This window comes from Rhizobium sp. CB2179, assembly GCF_057653455.1.
This window is the reverse complement of the sequence record NZ_CM172781.1, coordinates 2,184,202-2,200,265: the sequence shown is the minus strand read 5'-3', so window position 1 is coordinate 2,200,265 and position 16,064 is coordinate 2,184,202. Positions and strand designations below refer to the sequence as shown.

Annotated in this window: 16 protein-coding genes; 10 read left to right on the top strand and 6 right to left on the bottom strand. The window is 60.6% G+C overall.

All coding sequences use genetic code 11. From position 1 onward, the window contains the following. Positions 1-264 precede the first annotated feature (264 nt). Positions 265-981, bottom strand: a complete 717-nt coding sequence (locus tag AC244Q_RS10970) for an HAD family hydrolase (RefSeq protein WP_012757714.1) — start codon at positions 979-981, stop codon at positions 265-267. A gap of 225 nt (positions 982-1,206) precedes the next feature. Here AC244Q_RS10970 and rpiA point away from each other — a divergent pair, with 225 nt between their 5' ends. The 3 genes from rpiA to AC244Q_RS10955 all read left to right on the top strand — a co-directional run bounded on the left by rpiA (position 1,207) and on the right by AC244Q_RS10955 (position 2,865). After that, entirely contained in the window at positions 1,207-1,905 is a 699-nt protein-coding gene (rpiA, locus tag AC244Q_RS10965) for a ribose-5-phosphate isomerase RpiA (protein WP_012757713.1), read from the top strand. A gap of 15 nt (positions 1,906-1,920) precedes the next feature. Beyond that, positions 1,921-2,484 (top strand): DUF2059 domain-containing protein, encoded by a 564-nt coding sequence (locus AC244Q_RS10960; protein WP_012757712.1) that lies wholly within the window; start codon positions 1,921-1,923, stop codon positions 2,482-2,484. 96 nt (positions 2,485-2,580) lie between these two features. Beyond that, positions 2,581-2,865, top strand: a complete 285-nt coding sequence (locus AC244Q_RS10955; RefSeq protein ID WP_026157374.1) for an acylphosphatase — start codon at positions 2,581-2,583, stop codon at positions 2,863-2,865. 57 nt (positions 2,866-2,922) lie between these two features. Here the strand turns inward: AC244Q_RS10955 and AC244Q_RS10950 are convergent, their stop codons facing one another. Next, a complete protein-coding gene (locus tag AC244Q_RS10950) occupies positions 2,923-3,135 on the bottom strand; it encodes a hypothetical protein (protein WP_003540246.1) in 213 nt (70 codons plus the stop codon). Positions 3,136-3,426: 291 nt separating this feature from the next. Here AC244Q_RS10950 and gor point away from each other — a divergent pair, with 291 nt between their 5' ends. Further along, on the top strand, positions 3,427-4,812 hold the full coding sequence (gene gor / locus AC244Q_RS10945) for a glutathione-disulfide reductase (protein ID WP_128407317.1): 1,386 nt from the start codon (positions 3,427-3,429) through the stop codon (positions 4,810-4,812). Between the two features lie 170 nt (positions 4,813-4,982). Here gor and AC244Q_RS10940 read toward each other — a convergent pair whose 3' ends face one another. Beyond that, positions 4,983-6,272 carry a TadE/TadG family type IV pilus assembly protein gene (locus AC244Q_RS10940; protein WP_113544975.1) on the bottom strand — a complete coding sequence of 430 codons (1,290 nt, stop codon included), beginning with the start codon at positions 6,270-6,272 and terminating at the stop codon, positions 4,983-4,985. Positions 6,273-6,491: 219 nt separating this feature from the next. Here AC244Q_RS10940 and AC244Q_RS10935 point away from each other — a divergent pair, with 219 nt between their 5' ends. Beyond that, positions 6,492-7,865: a class II 3-deoxy-7-phosphoheptulonate synthase gene (locus tag AC244Q_RS10935; RefSeq protein ID WP_003540243.1), complete on the top strand. Its 1,374-nt coding sequence runs from the start codon at positions 6,492-6,494 to the stop codon at positions 7,863-7,865. Positions 7,866-7,938: 73 nt separating this feature from the next. On the opposite strand, the gene AC244Q_RS10930 is transcribed toward AC244Q_RS10935, so the two are convergent. After that, positions 7,939-9,777: an ABC transporter ATP-binding protein gene (locus AC244Q_RS10930; RefSeq protein WP_113544976.1), complete on the bottom strand. Its 1,839-nt coding sequence runs from the start codon at positions 9,775-9,777 to the stop codon at positions 7,939-7,941. Between the two features lie 295 nt (positions 9,778-10,072). Between AC244Q_RS10930 and AC244Q_RS10925 the strand changes: the two genes are divergently transcribed. Both AC244Q_RS10925 and AC244Q_RS10920 read left to right on the top strand, forming a co-directional pair. Next, positions 10,073-10,495, top strand: a complete 423-nt coding sequence (locus AC244Q_RS10925; RefSeq protein WP_113544977.1) for a GFA family protein — start codon at positions 10,073-10,075, stop codon at positions 10,493-10,495. Between the two features lie 101 nt (positions 10,496-10,596). Beyond that, positions 10,597-11,244 carry a VOC family protein gene (locus AC244Q_RS10920; protein ID WP_026157373.1) on the top strand — a complete coding sequence of 216 codons (648 nt, stop codon included), beginning with the start codon at positions 10,597-10,599 and terminating at the stop codon, positions 11,242-11,244. 22 nt (positions 11,245-11,266) lie between these two features. Here the strand turns inward: AC244Q_RS10920 and AC244Q_RS10915 are convergent, their stop codons facing one another. Next, positions 11,267-11,797 (bottom strand): DUF1003 domain-containing protein, encoded by a 531-nt coding sequence (locus AC244Q_RS10915; protein ID WP_003540234.1) that lies wholly within the window; start codon positions 11,795-11,797, stop codon positions 11,267-11,269. A 192-nt stretch (positions 11,798-11,989) separates the two neighbouring features. Here AC244Q_RS10915 and AC244Q_RS10910 point away from each other — a divergent pair, with 192 nt between their 5' ends. Together AC244Q_RS10910 and AC244Q_RS10905 are read left to right on the top strand one after the other, a co-directional pair. Further along, positions 11,990-13,669, top strand: a complete 1,680-nt coding sequence (locus AC244Q_RS10910; RefSeq protein ID WP_113544978.1) for an NAD+ synthase — start codon at positions 11,990-11,992, stop codon at positions 13,667-13,669. 42 nt (positions 13,670-13,711) lie between these two features. Beyond that, positions 13,712-14,542 (top strand): TolB family protein, encoded by an 831-nt coding sequence (locus AC244Q_RS10905; RefSeq protein WP_017994261.1) that lies wholly within the window; start codon positions 13,712-13,714, stop codon positions 14,540-14,542. 60 nt (positions 14,543-14,602) lie between these two features. Here the strand turns inward: AC244Q_RS10905 and AC244Q_RS10900 are convergent, their stop codons facing one another. Beyond that, positions 14,603-15,058 carry a hypothetical protein gene (locus AC244Q_RS10900; RefSeq protein ID WP_225524980.1) on the bottom strand — a complete coding sequence of 152 codons (456 nt, stop codon included), beginning with the start codon at positions 15,056-15,058 and terminating at the stop codon, positions 14,603-14,605. Between the two features lie 409 nt (positions 15,059-15,467). Here AC244Q_RS10900 and AC244Q_RS10895 point away from each other — a divergent pair, with 409 nt between their 5' ends. Next, complete coding sequence (locus AC244Q_RS10895; protein WP_017994259.1) at positions 15,468-16,034, top strand: hypothetical protein; 567 nt, start codon at positions 15,468-15,470, stop codon at positions 16,032-16,034. Positions 16,035-16,064 lie beyond the last annotated feature (30 nt).

Here is a 16,064-nt window from a genome sequence, read left to right as displayed (position 1 = left end):
TTCCCGCGCGCAGGGAATGGGAGTAAAGTGGAGAGGGCTTGCCGCGTGGTACCCCCCTCTGCCCTGCCGGGCATCTCCCCCACAAGTGGGGAGATCGGCAAGCGGCCCGACCTTCCGGCCCATGTTCCGCTTTGCCGGCTGCCACGATGATTGTTTGGGGAAGCCGGCGCGCCTATCCAATCTCCCCACCTGTGGGGGAGATGCCCGGCAGGGCAGAGGGGGGTGCCCACGGTACGCCAGCAGAAAGTAAGGAACGGCTCCGCCTCAAACGGCAACCTTCTCCGCATATTCCCGCAACAGCGTTTCCACCAGATCCGGCGTCAACTCATCGAAATGGGTGATGATAAGATCCGGATCGAGGCTCGAAACCGGCACGTCGGAATAACCGAAAGGCACCGCGATCGACGGTATGCCGGCGTTTCTTGCTACGGCAATATCGTTGACGCTGTCACCGATCATCACGGTGCGGGCGATGTCGCCGCCGGCGCGTTCGATGGTGCCGGTGAGGTGGCGGGCGTCGGGCTTGCGGTATTCGAAGCTGTCGCCGCCGGTGATGGTGTCGAAATATCTGACGAGGTCGAGCTTGTCGAGCAGGCGGACTGCCAGGCTTTCCATCTTGTTGGTGCAGACGGCGAGGCGGTAACCCTGAGATTTCAGCCGGTCCATGGCGGCGACCAGGCCGGGATAGGGTTCGGTCCGGCCGGGCATGTTGCCGGCATAATGAGCGACGAAGCGCTCGACCAGCGGCGGCAGGGCGTCGCTTTCGAGCGGATGGCCGCGCAGCCGGCAGGCGCGCTCGATCATGACGCGCGCGCCCTGGCCGACGAGATGGGTGAGGTCGTCGTAGCTGACCGGCTCGAGGTCAAGGGCCGCGATCGTGTGGTTCAGGCTCTCGACCAGGTCCACATGCGTATCGAGAAGGGTGCCGTCGAGATCGAAGACGACGAGCGCCGGGCGAGTGGGGGCAGGGGTCAAGGGCATGTCTCTTTGAGCGATGGTCGTTTTGAGGAGCGATGTATCGTTCTGAGGAACGGTGGATCGTCCCTGAGGTAGGCGATCGTGCGGCGGAAAGCAACGTCCGGCGATGGCCGGGAAGGCCGCAGGCCTCTGTTTCGGCTTTTCATTTTCCGTGATGATTTTGACTTTCGTTTGCCAGGCGAGCCGTGTAAACAGCACATCCAACGCAATATCAGGAGCTGGCGGCGCATGGATGCCCGCGAAATGAAGATCAAGGCCGCCGAGGCCGCACTCGCGCATGTCGAAAGCGGGATGCGTCTCGGGATCGGCACCGGCAGCACGGCGGAAGAATTCGTTCGCCTGCTGGCGGAGAAGGTTGCTGGCGGCTTCAGGGTCGAAGGCGTCCCGACGTCCGAACGAACCGCGCGGCTCTGCGTCGAACTCGGTGTGCCGCTGAAGTCGCTCGACGAACTGCCGGCACTCGATCTGACGATCGATGGCGCCGACGAGGTCGATCAGGCGCTCAGGCTGATCAAGGGTGGCGGCGGTGCGCTGCTGCGCGAAAAGATCGTCGCGGCCGCGTCAGAGCGAATGATCGTCATTGCCGACGAGAGCAAGCTGGTCGATACGCTCGGTGCCTTCGCGCTGCCGATAGAGGTCAATCCGTTCGGGCTCGTCTCGACGCGGATCGCGATCGAAAAGGTCGCGGCCCGGCTCGGCCTCTCGGGTGAACTCGCTCTGCGCCAGTCGGGTGACGGAGAGTTTACCACGGATGGCGGCCATCACATCATCGATGCATCTTTTGGCCGCATTCCTGATGCAGAGGCGCTTTCGAGCGAGCTGAATTCCATACCCGGCGTCGTTGAACACGGGCTCTTTATCAATATGGCGGCACTTGCGATCATTGCCGGTCCTGCGGGTGCGCGCACGCTGCAGGCAAACAGATAACAGGAGCATATACTCATGATGAACATTGCAGGTCTTGGCCGTCTCGCCGCTGCCACCGTCGTTCTTTCCGGGCTTGCCTTCGGCTCCGCCGTCAAGGCGCAGGAAGTCTCCGAGGATCAGCTGAAGGCGTCTCGCGCGGCGATCGACGCCATTGGCGCCACCGCCCAGTTCGACAACATCCTGCCTGGTCTCGCCGAGCGCCTGAAGGCCGGGCTGATCCAGGATTCGCCGAACTACCAGGACATCATTTCGTCCACGGTCGACGCGCAGGCGCTGGCGCTGGCGCCGCGCCGCGGCGATCTGGAGAAGGAGGCGGCACTCACCTATGCCAAGACCTTCACCGTCGACGAGCTGAAGGCGATCGCCGACTTCTATAATTCCGACGTCGGCAAGAAGCTGCTGCGCGACGGCCCGGTCGCCTCGCGCGAGACGGCGAAGGCTGCCGACATCTGGGCGCAGGGCATTTCCCGCGACCTGGAAAAGCAGAGCAACGTCGAGCTTTCCAAGGTCATCAAGGCACCGCCGCCGGCAACCGACAGCCCGACCGCTCCGGCTCCGGCACCGGCTGCCCAGCAGTAAGGCTGCCCCATCTAATTTGCGAAAGCCCGGCATCGTCCGGGCTTTTTTGCTATGATACGGCAAATGCCGCCGGCGAGGCTTCAGGTGACCGCAGACATGTTTGATCATGACAAGGCCGTCCGAGTGCGGATATCCGGCAAGGTCCAGGGTGTCGGTTTTCGCTATTGGACGCGCGATGAGGCCGTACGGCTCGGTTTGACGGGTTGGGTTCGCAATGAAGAGGACGGGGCCGTCGTCGCTGTGATCGCAGGACCCGACAGCGCCATCTCGACGATGATCGAGCGTTTCAGGCGCGGGCCTTTGGGGGCGTCGGTTTCGGGCGTCGAGACGGAAGCAGCCCAGCTTGCGAAGAACCCGACGGATTTCCGCATTACCCGCTGACAGCGCTAATCGCTAAGCAGATGCAATTGGCATCGCATATGCGCCGCACCTCAGCCCCTATGGGTTCGGGTTCTTTGCAAGTTGCCACACACCCTCTTCATCCGGCTCCACGCGCTTGTTGCCGCGGTAGAAGATCGGCAGTCGCGTCTTCTTGTCGATCGAGAAACGGCTCGGCGTGTATTTTTCGTCCTCGTGGCCCTGAATGGCGAGGCCGAGCGCTTCCTTGAACTTGCCAGCCTTGCACAGGTTGCTGAAGAGAGTTTGATCCATCTTTTGCTCCGCCATTCTTTTCCATCCCATGGATTGCCTGCCAGCCTCGGCCGACCGGGTCAACCGTAAACGGTGACTGGTCAACCGAAGACGGTGTCTGGGCCAACCTAGACGGTGACCGGGTCAACCGTAGACGGTGACTGGGTCAACCGTAGACGGTGACTGGGGTCAGCCCTTTACAATGAAGATTCGGCGATGGGAACCGGATGATGCAGGAGCGGGCTTTTGTTTTCATGATGATCGCCCCTATATCAGGAACATCCTTCCTGCGATTCCCTTCCGGAGCTCCTCATGTCTTCCTACGACTACGACCTCTTCGTCATCGGTGGCGGTTCAGGAGGTGTGCGCGGCGCCCGTGTCGCCGCCTCGCTCGGCAAGAAAGTGGCGATCGCCGAGGAGTATCGCTACGGCGGCACCTGCGTCATCCGCGGCTGCGTGCCAAAAAAGCTCTTCGTCTACGCCTCGCAGTTCCATGAGCATTTCGAGGATGCGGCGGGCTTCGGCTGGACGGTCGGCGAAAGCAGCTTCGACTGGATGAAGCTGGTGGCGGCCAAGGATGTTGAAATCGCCCGGCTCGAAGGCCTCTACAAGAAAGGTCTCGCCGGCGCCAATGCCGAGATCCTGGAAACGCGCGCGGAACTCGTCGATGCCCATACGGTCCGGCTGCTGAAAACCGGACAGACGGTGACGGCAAAGACGATCGTGATCGCCACCGGCGGACGGCCGAACCCGCATGCGGCCCTTCCCGGTCACGAACTCTGCATCTCCTCCAACGAGGCCTTTCATCTTGAAGAACTGCCGAAATCGATCGTCATCGCCGGCGGCGGCTATATTGCCGTCGAATTCGCCAATATCTTCCATGGCCTCGGCGTCGAGACGACGCTGATCTATCGCGGTGCCGAGATCCTGTCGCGCTTCGACGAAGATTTGAGGCGCGGGCTGCACGAGGCGATGGTCGCCAAGGGTATCCGCATCCTCTGCCACGACACGCTGCAGAAGGTTTCGAAGGGTGCGGACGGGCTCGTTCTGGAGACGCTGAACAACGGCACGCTGCAAGCCGGCGTCGTCATGCTGGCGCTCGGGCGCGATCCGAACACCGAAGGCCTCGGTCTTGAGGCGGCCGGCGTCGCCGTCGACGAGCGTGGCGCCGTTATCGTCGATGAATATTCCCGTACCAATGTCGAAAACATCTATGCGCTCGGCGATGTCACCAACCGGGTACAGCTGACGCCGGTGGCGATCCACGAGGCGATGTGTTTCATCGAGACCGAGTACAAGAACAATCCGACCCGGCCGGATTACGAGCTGATCCCGACCGCCGTGTTCTCGCAGCCGGAGATCGGCACCGTCGGCCTTTCGGAAGAGGAGGCGGGCAAGCGTTATCCCGAACTCGAGGTCTACCGCGCCCAGTTCCGGCCGTTGAAGGCCACGCTTTCCGGGCGGGCCGAGCGGATGATCATGAAGCTGATCGTCGATGCGGCGAGCCGCAAGGTGGTGGGTGCCCATATCCTCGGCCACGATGCCGGCGAGATGGCGCAGCTGCTCGGCGTCACGCTGAGGGCCGGCTGCACCAAGGACGATTTCGACCGGACGATGGCGCTGCATCCGACGGCGGCCGAAGAGCTCGTCACCATGTATGCGCCGAGCTATCGGATCCGCGACGGTAAGCGCATTTGAGCCGCAACGTGCTTTTGCCTTGCATGTCGTTGACCCGGAACCGCTGCGCACTTCCGGGCGACATGCATTAGAGCGCCCTGCGTCCTTTCGGACGCACAAAGGACGCTCTAACTCTTTGAGCCTACGCATCGTGCTTTCCGAAAACCGATTTCGATTTTCCAGCCGATGCGCTAGCTGGTGATGCGCGGTGCCCGGATGACCTTGAGGAAAAGCGCCTTCATCGCATCGGCGATGCCTTCGGTCGGCGTCACTTCGAAATAGAGGCCGGGCGAGGCGCATGCCTGCATCTTCGTCGGGATCTCGCCCTGGAAAGGCTTGATCCACGTATTGTACCAGCTGTTTTTCGGCAGCGGCAGATAGGTGGTGTAGAGCACCGCGATCCTGATACCCTTGTCCTTCAGTGGCTGACAGAAGGACGTGTCGATCGGCTCCTGGCAACGGTTGCCGGTGAGTTTCTTGGTGCAGCCTTTCGGTTTTTCGCTGTCGCCGACGCCGTCCGAGACGAAGAACAGAATCTTCTGCGGTGTCGTGGCGGTGCTGCCGTCGCCGGGGGTGGTGATAATGGTTTTCATCTGCGTCAGCGCGCTGTCGAAGCTCGTCTGCTGGTCGTTGTTATAGCCCTGAAACGGAATGGTCATGAGATCGACGGCGTCGGTATAGCTGCGCACCTTGTCGAGATCGTCCGTCGGGTCGGATATGGTGGTCAGCTTTGCATCCTCGGCCTTGGTGCCGAACGTATAGACGCCCATGCGGAACTGATTGCTGGAAACACGCGTGGACTTGGCGGTCACCGTCAGTTCCTTGGTCGCCTGGCGCACGACGTCGATGCGCATGCTGACGCCGAGCTTCTTGGCGAGATTGTAATAATTGTTGTTGTTCTGCGTTTCATGGCACGCGAAAGCGCAGGTATCGCTGGTGTTTTTTTCCATCGTCGAGACGTCTGTCGCGGTGGCGCCAACGCCCATCGAAGGGGTGTTGTCGAGGAGAATGTAGAAATCCATAAAAGACGCGGTCTGGTATTCGGCCGTCGCTGTACCAGAGATCGTGATCGAATCCCGGCCAAGAATGCGCATGAAGGTGGTAGGCACAGTCGCACTGAAGGAAACCTGCGAATTCAGCTTGTTGGCGGTCTTGGTGACATCGATTCCGAGATCGACCTGAACGTCGATCAGCTCCCCGGATATTTGAGACATGAAGATGCTGCGGGCGTCGTCCTTGCCGAGCGAGATCGTGCCGTTGCCGCTCATGGTCATGGCGGCTGCGACGGCGCCGGATTTTTCGGCGATCGAACCGACGGCGGCAGCATCGGCAGCGGCGTAGAGCTGCGTCCTCAGGCTGAGCGCGTGGGCGAAATCCACCGCCATGCCGGCCGCACCGAAGAGCGGCACCACCAGCAGTGCCGTCATGATGCCGAAATTGCCCGAGCGGTCTGATATGAAACCGGGCGGAAGGATCGCCATGCCATGTCCCCGAAGTTGAAACTCTCTCCGGTTCTACATTGAAAGTCTAAAGTATGGGAAAATCGACATGGTATACGCTGGTTTAACTAGAGCAGGGCGGGCGGCGGCGATGAGGCGACAACTGTCGGCGAATGGTCTTTGCAAGCCTGACCTAAAGGTCTATAAGCCGCCGCATATTGAGGGCGTCCTGAGGTATGGATGTGAGAACAGGTGAGTGAGATGGCAGACAATTGGACCCCGAGCAGCTGGCGGCAAAAACCGATCCTGCAGGTTCCCGAATATCCCGACGCAGCCGCTTTGGCGGCAACGGAAGCCACGCTCGCCAGCTATCCGCCGCTTGTCTTTGCAGGTGAGGCGCGCCGCCTGAAGAAACATCTCGCCAATGTCGCCGAAGGCAACGGCTTCCTGCTGCAGGGCGGCGACTGCGCCGAGAGCTTCGCCGAACACGGTGCCGACAATATCCGCGACTTCTTCCGCGCCTTCCTGCAGATGGCCGTGGTGCTGACCTTCGGGGCTCAGCTGCCGGTCGTCAAGGTCGGCCGCATCGCCGGCCAGTTCGCCAAGCCGCGGTCGTCGAATGTCGAGAAGCAGGGCGATGTGACGCTGCCGGCCTATCGCGGCGACATCATCAACGGTATCGAGTTCACCGAGGAATCGCGCATTCCGAACCCGGAACGCCAGGCCATGGCCTATCGCCAGTCGGCTGCGACGCTGAACCTATTGCGTGCCTTTGCGATGGGCGGTTATGCCAATCTCGAAAACGTGCATCAGTGGATGCTCGGCTTCGTCAAGGACAGCCCGCAGGGCGAGCGCTACCGCAAGCTTGCCGACCGCATCAGCGAAACCATGGATTTCATGAAGGCGATCGGTATCACCTCGGAAAACCAGCCGGCGCTGCGCGAGACCGATTTCTTCACCAGCCACGAGGCGCTGCTGCTCGGCTACGAGGAGGCGCTGACCCGCGTCGATTCCACCTCGGGCGACTGGTATGCAACGTCGGGCCACATGATCTGGATCGGCGACCGCACGCGCCAGGCCGACCATGCGCATGTCGAATATTGCCGCGGCATCAAGAACCCGATCGGCCTGAAATGCGGCCCGTCGCTGCAGGCCGACGATCTGCTGCAACTGATCGACATCCTGAATCCTGCCAACGAGGCCGGGCGCCTGACGCTGATCTGCCGCTTCGGCCATGAGAAGGTCGCCGACAGCCTGCCGAAGCTCATTCGCGCCGTCGAGCGCGAGGGCCGCAAGGTCGTCTGGTCCTGCGATCCGATGCACGGCAACACGATCACGCTCAACAACTACAAGACCCGTCCCTTCGAGCGGATCCTGTCGGAAGTCGAAAGCTTCTTCCAGATCCACCGCGCCGAAGGCTCACATCCGGGTGGCATCCATATCGAGATGACCGGCAAGGACGTGACCGAGTGCACCGGCGGCGCCCGCGCGGTCTCCGCCGAAGACCTGCAGGATCGCTATCACACCCATTGCGATCCGCGCCTCAACGCCGACCAGGCGCTCGAGCTGGCCTTCCTGCTTGCCGAGCGCATGAAGGGTGGCCGCGACGAAAAGCGCATGGTCGCCAACGGCTGATCGCAGCCCCAAATGGATGAAGAAAAGCCCGGCGATGCCGGGCTTTTTTATGCTGCGAAGGTGGAACAGGCAGTCAGATGCTGGCTTGGACGCTGTGCAGATTGGCGTAGACGCCGTCTTGCGCCATGAGCTCGTCATGAGTGCCCTGTTCGACGATGCCATCAGCCGTCAGGACCAGGATGCGGTCGGCATGGCGGACGGTCGACAGACGGTGGGCGATGACCAGGGTGGTTCGGCCGTTTGCCAGGCTCAGCAGCGCCTGCTGCACCGCCCGTTCGCTCTCGTTGTCGAGCGCGCTGGTTGCTTCGTCGAAGATCAGGATTTCCGGATTCTTGAGGAAGGCGCGAGCGATGGTGATGCGCTGGCGCTGGCCGCCCGAGAGCTTGACGCCCCGCTGGCCGATATCGGTGTCATAGCCATGCGGCAGGGCGATGATGAAGTCGTGTGCATTGGCCGCGCGCGCGGCCGCTTCCAGCGCGGCATCGCTGGCGTCGGGCCGGCCGTAGCGCAGGTTTTCCGCCACTGTACCGGCAAACAGGTAGACATCCTGCTGCACCACCCCGACATGGCGCCGGAGCGAGGCCAGCGTCACATCGCGGATATCGATGCCATCGATCTGGATCGCCCCGGCCTCGACATCGTAGAAACGCGGTATCAGCGCGCAAAGCGTGCTCTTGCCGACCCCAGACGGGCCGACCAGGGCGACGAACTCACCGGGCGCGATGGTGAGCGACAGCTGCTCGAGCACCCGCGGGCCATCGGCCTCGTAACCGAAGGCGACGTTGGAAAAACTGATCTCGCCCCTTGGTGTCAGCATCGGACGCGCGGCCGGTCGATCGGTGATATCGGGGGCTATCTCCAGGATCTCCATGGCCCTGCTGAAGCCGGTGTAGCCCTCCTGCCAAAGGCGCACGAAATTGGCGAGCCGCTGCACCGGATCGACCAGCACGGCGACGCAGAGCAGGAAGGTCAGCATGTCGGGCACAGTCAGTTCCGCCGCCAGGATGCGCAGGCCGCCGATGATGATCACCAATATGGTGACGAGTTGGGCGAAAGTTTCGGTGCCGACCGAAAACCAGGCTTCGCTGCGGTAGCCCTCGGCACGGCTTTGCAGGAAACGCCGGTTCTGCTCGGCGAAGCGTTCCTTTTCCAGCGCTTCATTGGCGAAGGACTGGACCACGCGGATGCCCGCAAGAGCATCCTCCACCCGCTCGTTGACGGCGGCGATCTGCCGTTTGCTGGCTTCGAGCGTGCGGTTCATGCGCCGGTTGAAATAGAGCGCATAAGCCACCGCTACCGGGGTGAGCAGCAGGATGAGCCCGGCCAATGGCGGATCGATGAAGAACAATACCAACATGGCGCCGCCATATTTCAGCACGGCGATGGAAAGATCCTCGGGGCCGTGATGGAAGAGCTCGCCCAGCCACAGGCTGTCATTGGTGATGCGGCTCATCAGCTGGCCGGTGCGCTGGCGGTCGTAGAAGCTGAACGAGAGCTTCTGGCAATGCTCGAAGAGTTCCTGCCGCACCGTCGCTTCGATGCGCGCGCCCATCACGTGGCCGCGATAATCGACGAAGAAGATGGCGACGATCTGGACCGCCAGAACGACCAGCATGACGCCGCCCATCGTCAGGATTTGTGCGAAGGCCTGCGGTATGTCGGGCAGAGCCAGAAGGCGGCTCGTGACGATGTTGGCGCAGAGCGGGAGGGCGACCGCCGTGCCGGCGACCAGGATGGCGCAAAGCAGATCCGCCAGCAGCAAAGGCAGATGCGGACGGTAGTAGGAGAGGAATTTGCGCATACGCGACCAGCGCCGCTCGCGGTCGGCGGCATTCGCATCGTCGCGGAAGAATCTCGGGAAGACGTTATGGCGTCGCGAGCTTTTCCTCGCGCGGGAGAACCGAATGTTCATGAAGCTGAATGTCCTTGTGGGGGATGTTTCCTTTCTGTTCGGACAGGGTCGCTCTCATGTCAGTCTCCCGAGGGTCGAGTGAATTGGACCTTAAGTATCACCGACAACAGCCGGCGATTCAATGCCGGGATGAGATGAGGTTGGCAGCTGTTGTCGTCGAGCAACACGTGCTCGCGCCGACCAAGCATGGATAAGGCTGGCGATTTTCAAGATTTCTGATGATTTCGTTGAGCGGAATGGATTTGACGCCAAGGGCGATCGGCGGCAACGTTCCGTCGTAAACGGGAGAGCGATCATGACCGAACAGCATACAGGCGGCTGCCTTTGCGGCGCCGTACGATTTTCAACGACGGCGAAGCCAGGACCTGTCGTCGGCTGCCATTGCTCGCAGTGCCGCCGGCAGACCGGGTTTTATTACGCCGCGGTCAACGTGGCCCGCGCGGCTCTTTCGGTTGATGGCACTGAGGCGGTCCGCTGGTACCGGTCAAGCGAAGAGGCGCAGCGCGGCTTCTGCTCGAATTGTGGCTCCGCGCTGTTCTGGCAGGCGGATGGATCGGCGGAGATTTCGGTGATGGCCGGCGCCTTCGACGCGCCGAGCGGCCTGACCTTCGGCCATCATATCTACTGTGCCGACAAGGGCGATTTCTACGAGATATCGGACGGCCTGCCGCAATACGCCGTGAATCCCCCATCGTCATCCTCGCCGGCCCGTGATTGACAAAGGTTGATCGCCGAGGCTAGGTTTACCGTGCTGCGTAGGGCGCTTCGTCGAATGTCGAAAGGGCAATGCCCGCCTACAATGTATCAACAGTTGCGCCCATGCCGAATCTCGAAAACCTCAAAAAGCAGGCCAAGCAGTATTTGCGATGGCACAGCGAAAGATACTATCCTGTTGCAGCCGAGATCAGAGCTGCGTTGCCGCGCTTCCGTCATCTCGATGACAGCCAGGTGCTGGAGGCGCGCTTCAAGCTTAGCGACGCGCAGGACCTGATCGCACGTCAAATGGGTTTCGAGGGATGGCAGGCGCTCAAGACAGGAGCCGCAGCCATGACAGATCCGAAAAAACAGCCAGCACCACAAGCCATCCTGAGTTCGCTATCCGCGCAGTTGTTCGTCACCGAAATCAAAGCGTCGTGCGAATTCTTCACCGGCAAACTCGGCTTCAGGGTCGACTTCGTCTATGGCGACCCGCCGTTTTACGGACAGGTCATCCGCGACAATGCTCAACTCGCTCTGAGGCTGGTATGCGAGCCCGTGTTCGTCGGCGATATCAGGCAACGGGAGCATCTGCTTTCAGCCTCGATCACCGTCGGTACATCAGACGAGATCAAGCGCCTGTTCCTGGATTTCCAGGCTGCAGGCGTATCCTTCCATCAGCCCCTCAGGAAGGAGCCGTGGGGCGCCAGAAACTTCATCGTGCTGGATCCGGACGGAAATCTCATCCTGTTTGCTGGTCCGGGCGGCTGATCATTGCGCAATAAGCGCTGCCTCAGCTTCTGGCGGAAAGTTCGGCGCTGAGGCGGGCCACATCCTCGCGCAGCGCCGTCAGTTCGGTCAGCACGCTCATATCGATCTTCTGGTGCAGGGAGAGCACTTCGAGCTCGGCCTTGAGATTGACCTCATAATCCTTGGCGGCCTCGAAGCGGTCGCGCTCGGCCTGCCGGTTCTGGGACATCATGATGATCGGCGCCTGGATGGCGGCGATCATCGACAGGATCAGATTCAGAAAAATGAAGGGGTATGGGTCGAAGGGATTCGCCACCAGACCGATGGTGTTCATCAGTGTCCAGACGGCGAGAAAGGCGAGGAAGGCGAGTATGAAGGACCAGGAGCCGCCGACGCGGGCGATGCCATCGGCGATACGCTCGCCGAAGGATGACTCGGCGGATAAGGCGGCATTGACGTCGGTCGAGATGATCTTGCGCGCGTGCGTTTTCGCCAGCACGCGCTTCTCGATGTCGCCGAGTTCATCGGCCGGCTTGTCGAAATGATGGTGCACGAAATTCGAAAGATTAGACATTGCCTGTTTCCGATACCGGTTATCGATGCGGTCGCTTTCGGCGCCAGTATTCCGCTCCAGAGGCAAATTGCAATGCGTATCAGTGCCGCGCGGGAGCACGCGCGATCCGTTCAGAAAAATTTCGTCGTTGCGAGGTGCCGCTTTCGGCCCGAACGTGTTGCGGTCGTGAAAGGTGCAGTCTAAATAAATGACATGACACAGGAAAACGCTCTTTCTGATATCTTCCGCATCGCCATCGGCCAGCTCAACCCGACGGTCGGCGATGTCGCCTGCAATCTTGCCAAGGCGCGCGAGGCGCGCACGGATGCTGCCCGGGAGGGCGCGCATCTGCTCGTGCTGACCGAGCTTTTCATTTCCGGTTATCCGCCTGAAGATCTGGTGCTGAAGCCCGCCTTCATCCGCGCCTGCTGGAAGGCGGTCGAAAACCTGGCCGCCGATACCGCCGATGGCGGGCCGGGCGTGATCATCGGCTTTCCCCGGCAGGACGAGACCGGGCGCTACAATTCGGTCGCGGTGCTCGACGCAGGCAAGGTGATCGCGGTGCGCGACAAGATCGACCTGCCGAATTACGGCGAGTTCGACGAGAAGCGCGTCTTCGACCAGGGCGCCATGCCGGGGCCGGTGAATTTTCGTGGCGTGCGCATCGGCATTCCGATCTGCGAGGATATCTGGGGCGATCTCGGCGTCTGCGAGACGCTGGCCGAAAGCGGGGCCGAGATCCTGCTGTCGCCGAACGGTTCGCCCTATTATCGCGGCAAGGTCGATATCCGCCATCAGGTGGTGCTGAAGCAGGTGATCGAGACCGGTCTGCCGCTGATCTATGCCGCCCAGCTCGGCGGCCAGGACGAACTGGTTTTCGACGGTGCGAGTTTCGCCTTCAATGCCGACAAGTCGCTCGCCTTCCAGATGAGCCAGTTCGAAACGGCGCTGGCGGTGACCACGTGGAAGCGCGGCGAAGATGGTTGGCATTGCGCCGAAGGGCCGATGGCGCATATTCCTGAAAGCGAGGAGGCCGATTACCGCGCCTGCCTGCTCGGCTTCCGCGACTACGTCAATAAGAACGGCTTCAAGACCGTGGTGCTCGGCCTTTCCGGCGGCATCGATTCTGCGATCTGCGCAGCAATCGCTGTCGATGCGCTCGGCGAAGAGCGGGTGCGCACCGTCATGCTGCCCTATCGATACACCTCTGAGGATTCGCTGAAGGATGCGGCCGATTGCGCGAGGGCGCTCGGCTGCCGCTACGATATCGTGCCGATCGAACAGCCGGTGACGGGTTTCAGCAGCGCGCTCGCCAGCCTTTTCGAAGGCACGGACAGCGGCATCACCGAGGAGAACCTGCAGAGCCGGGCGCGCGGCGTCATCCTGATGGCGATCTCCAACAAGTTTGGCTCGATGGTGGTGACGACGGGCAACAAGTCGGAAATGTCGGTCGGCTACGCCACGCTCTACGGCGACATGAACGGCGGCTTCAATCCGATCAAGGACCTCTACAAGATGCAGGTCTATGCGATTTCGCGCTGGCGCAACGAAAACGTGCCGCCGGGTGCGCTGGGACCGTCGGGCGAGGTGATCCCGCAGAATATCATCGACAAGGCGCCTTCGGCCGAGCTTCGTCCCGACCAGAAGGACCAGGATTCGCTGCCGCCCTATCCCGTTCTCGACGATATCCTTGAATGCCTGGTGGAAAAGGAAATGGCGGTCGAGGAGATCGTCGCGCGCGGCCATGATGTTGCGACCGTCCACCGGGTCGAGCACCTGCTCTATCTCGCCGAATACAAGCGCCGGCAATCGGCGCCCGGCGTGAAGATCACCAAGAAGAATTTCGGACGCGACCGGCGCTATCCGATCACCAACCGTTTCCGGGATCGCTGACGCAATCGAGATTGCTGACGGCATCAAGCTTTGGGAGGAATCATGCGCAGCTCGGTTGAGATCTACAATGTCCGAACGGGCAGGGCCCGCGAGGTCTGGCAGACGGACAAGCTGGTGGAGGCGCCGAATTTCTCGCCGGATGGTTCCTACCTGCTCTTGAACGGCGATGGGCTGCTTTACCGGTTGCCGCTCGATGGCGGCGAGGTGGTCAAGGTTGATACCGGCTTTGCCGTCAACTGCAATAATGATCACGGCATTTCGCCCAATGGCAGTGAGATCGTCATTTCCGACAAGACCGAATTCGGCAAGTCGGCGATCTATATTCTGCCGATCGAAGGCGGCACGCCGAGGCTGATCACCGAGAACCTGCCATCCTACTGGCATGGCTGGTCGCCGGACGGGCGCCAACTCGCCTATTGCGGCATCCGCGACGACCTCTTCGATATCTACACCATCTCCGTCGACGGCGGCGCCGAGACGCGGCTGACGCATGGCGAGGGGCGCAATGACGGACCGGATTATTCCGCCGACGGCCAATGGATCTATTTCAATTCCAGCCGCACCGGGCTGATGCAGATCTGGCGCGTCCATCCCGACGGCACGGGTCTCCAGCAGGTGACATCAGACGATTACGGCAACTGGTTCGCCCATCCGTCGCCCAACAACGACATGGTGCTGCTCTTGTCCTACGACCCGTCGGTATTCGACCATCCGCGCGACCTCGACGTACGGCTGCGGCTGATGGATATGGATGGCGGCAATCTGAAGACGTTGTTCGAGCTGTTCGGCGGGCAGGGCACGATCAACGTGCCCTGCTGGTCACCAGACGGTGACGAGTTTGCCTATGTGCGGTATTTCCCGGTGAACTTTTGAGAGCGACGCACGGCCATTTAGTGATCGAGTGGTGGGTATCTGATGATATCGAGAGACCACCTACTCGAACACTTTGCTGGGAACCGTTTCAGAAACGGGCTGTCTTTTAACGCCAGCGGCGGCCATTAGCCAGAACAGTCCACCAGCAGCAAAGCCGAATACAGCTGTCACTGCGAGGAATTTGAGGGTCTCCAGCAATCCCCACCATGTCATCATGCCGTTTTGGTAAGTGATGTGGTCACCAGTATAAGCCTCGTCAGAGCCGAAAAATGCAACTAGGCACATCCAGGGGAAGGTCGCAACAAAGGCCCCAACCATCGCGCAATTTGCAAGGGACGGCCATACACGTCGCCTGAAGTAGAATAGCAATGGAATCCCCAACACAGCAGTTGGCGGATACGCACCAATGAGCGCGACGGCCTGAGTTGTTCGGATAACGCGCTCGGTCATATCCGGCAGGCCCTGATACAGTGGGCTGTAAAGAGCGTATGCGAAGGACGCGATTAAGGGAACCACGATCAACGCAATCGCTACTCTCCACCAAGGTGGAGACGGAAGAGTTTCTACAGGCATGCGTCCGCTATCGAAAAAGTTTATTCGGCAGGATTGCACGTTACAGTGTGCGTGACAACGTCGCGCCTGGGCTCATCTCCGAATTGCTGATGCGAACGCTTTTGAGGGGTGGGTGATTGGGGGACTGCCAAGGTTTGATTGCAGTTGCTGCCTCCGGTTCCGTGCACCTCGCCGAAGCGGACGAGGTATTCTATTTCAGGATGAGCTGTGGCATTCATTCATCTTCTTAATTGTGGGGAAATATCGTGACCTGAATATCAGTGCTATTCTGGCTGTTAACGACTGGTCGTCCACTGCTCCAACTCGCTCTTTTGGCATCCGCAAACATGAAGATGAAACTGGAGGTGGAGACTTGCTGGCTCTCTTGAGATGCGCGTGGACACTACGTGGTTTTATGATCGCCGGCTCCGTGGTGGCAATGGGTTTCACGCTCGCAGGATGTTCATATCTTTTTGTCCGTGGTGTCGAGGGAAGCTACCTTGCAACGGGTACTCCGGTGGTCGGAAAGGTGACTGCGAGGAACGAGAGTGAGGAGATGGGTGGAACGATTGAGATCGGCTCTGCCGAAAGGCAGCAATGCAAGGGTCGCTACAGCGTGTCGCAGGTGAAGACAAATTTCTGGAAGCTGGAGACCGGCGAGCGAACCTATCGCGGGAAAATCTACTGTCTGGATGGTCGAGCAGGGGCGTTTGAACTCATATCGAAGGATAAGGGGAAAACCGGCTCGATCACCGGCGAAATCAATGGCGAGGCATTTCAACTCGATATGTTCGAATCGAAGAGCCGTGACTGCATGACGGAAGAATGCAGATGGGGCTTGAAGTGGACTTACGAAAAAGAGCGCGACGGCATGCGTACTTATTACAGGGTCGCGACTGAACACGGGCCCGATTCAGTGCATCCACGGCTGCTCTATTGAATCTGCTCCTATTCCGCGTGCCGATGATCC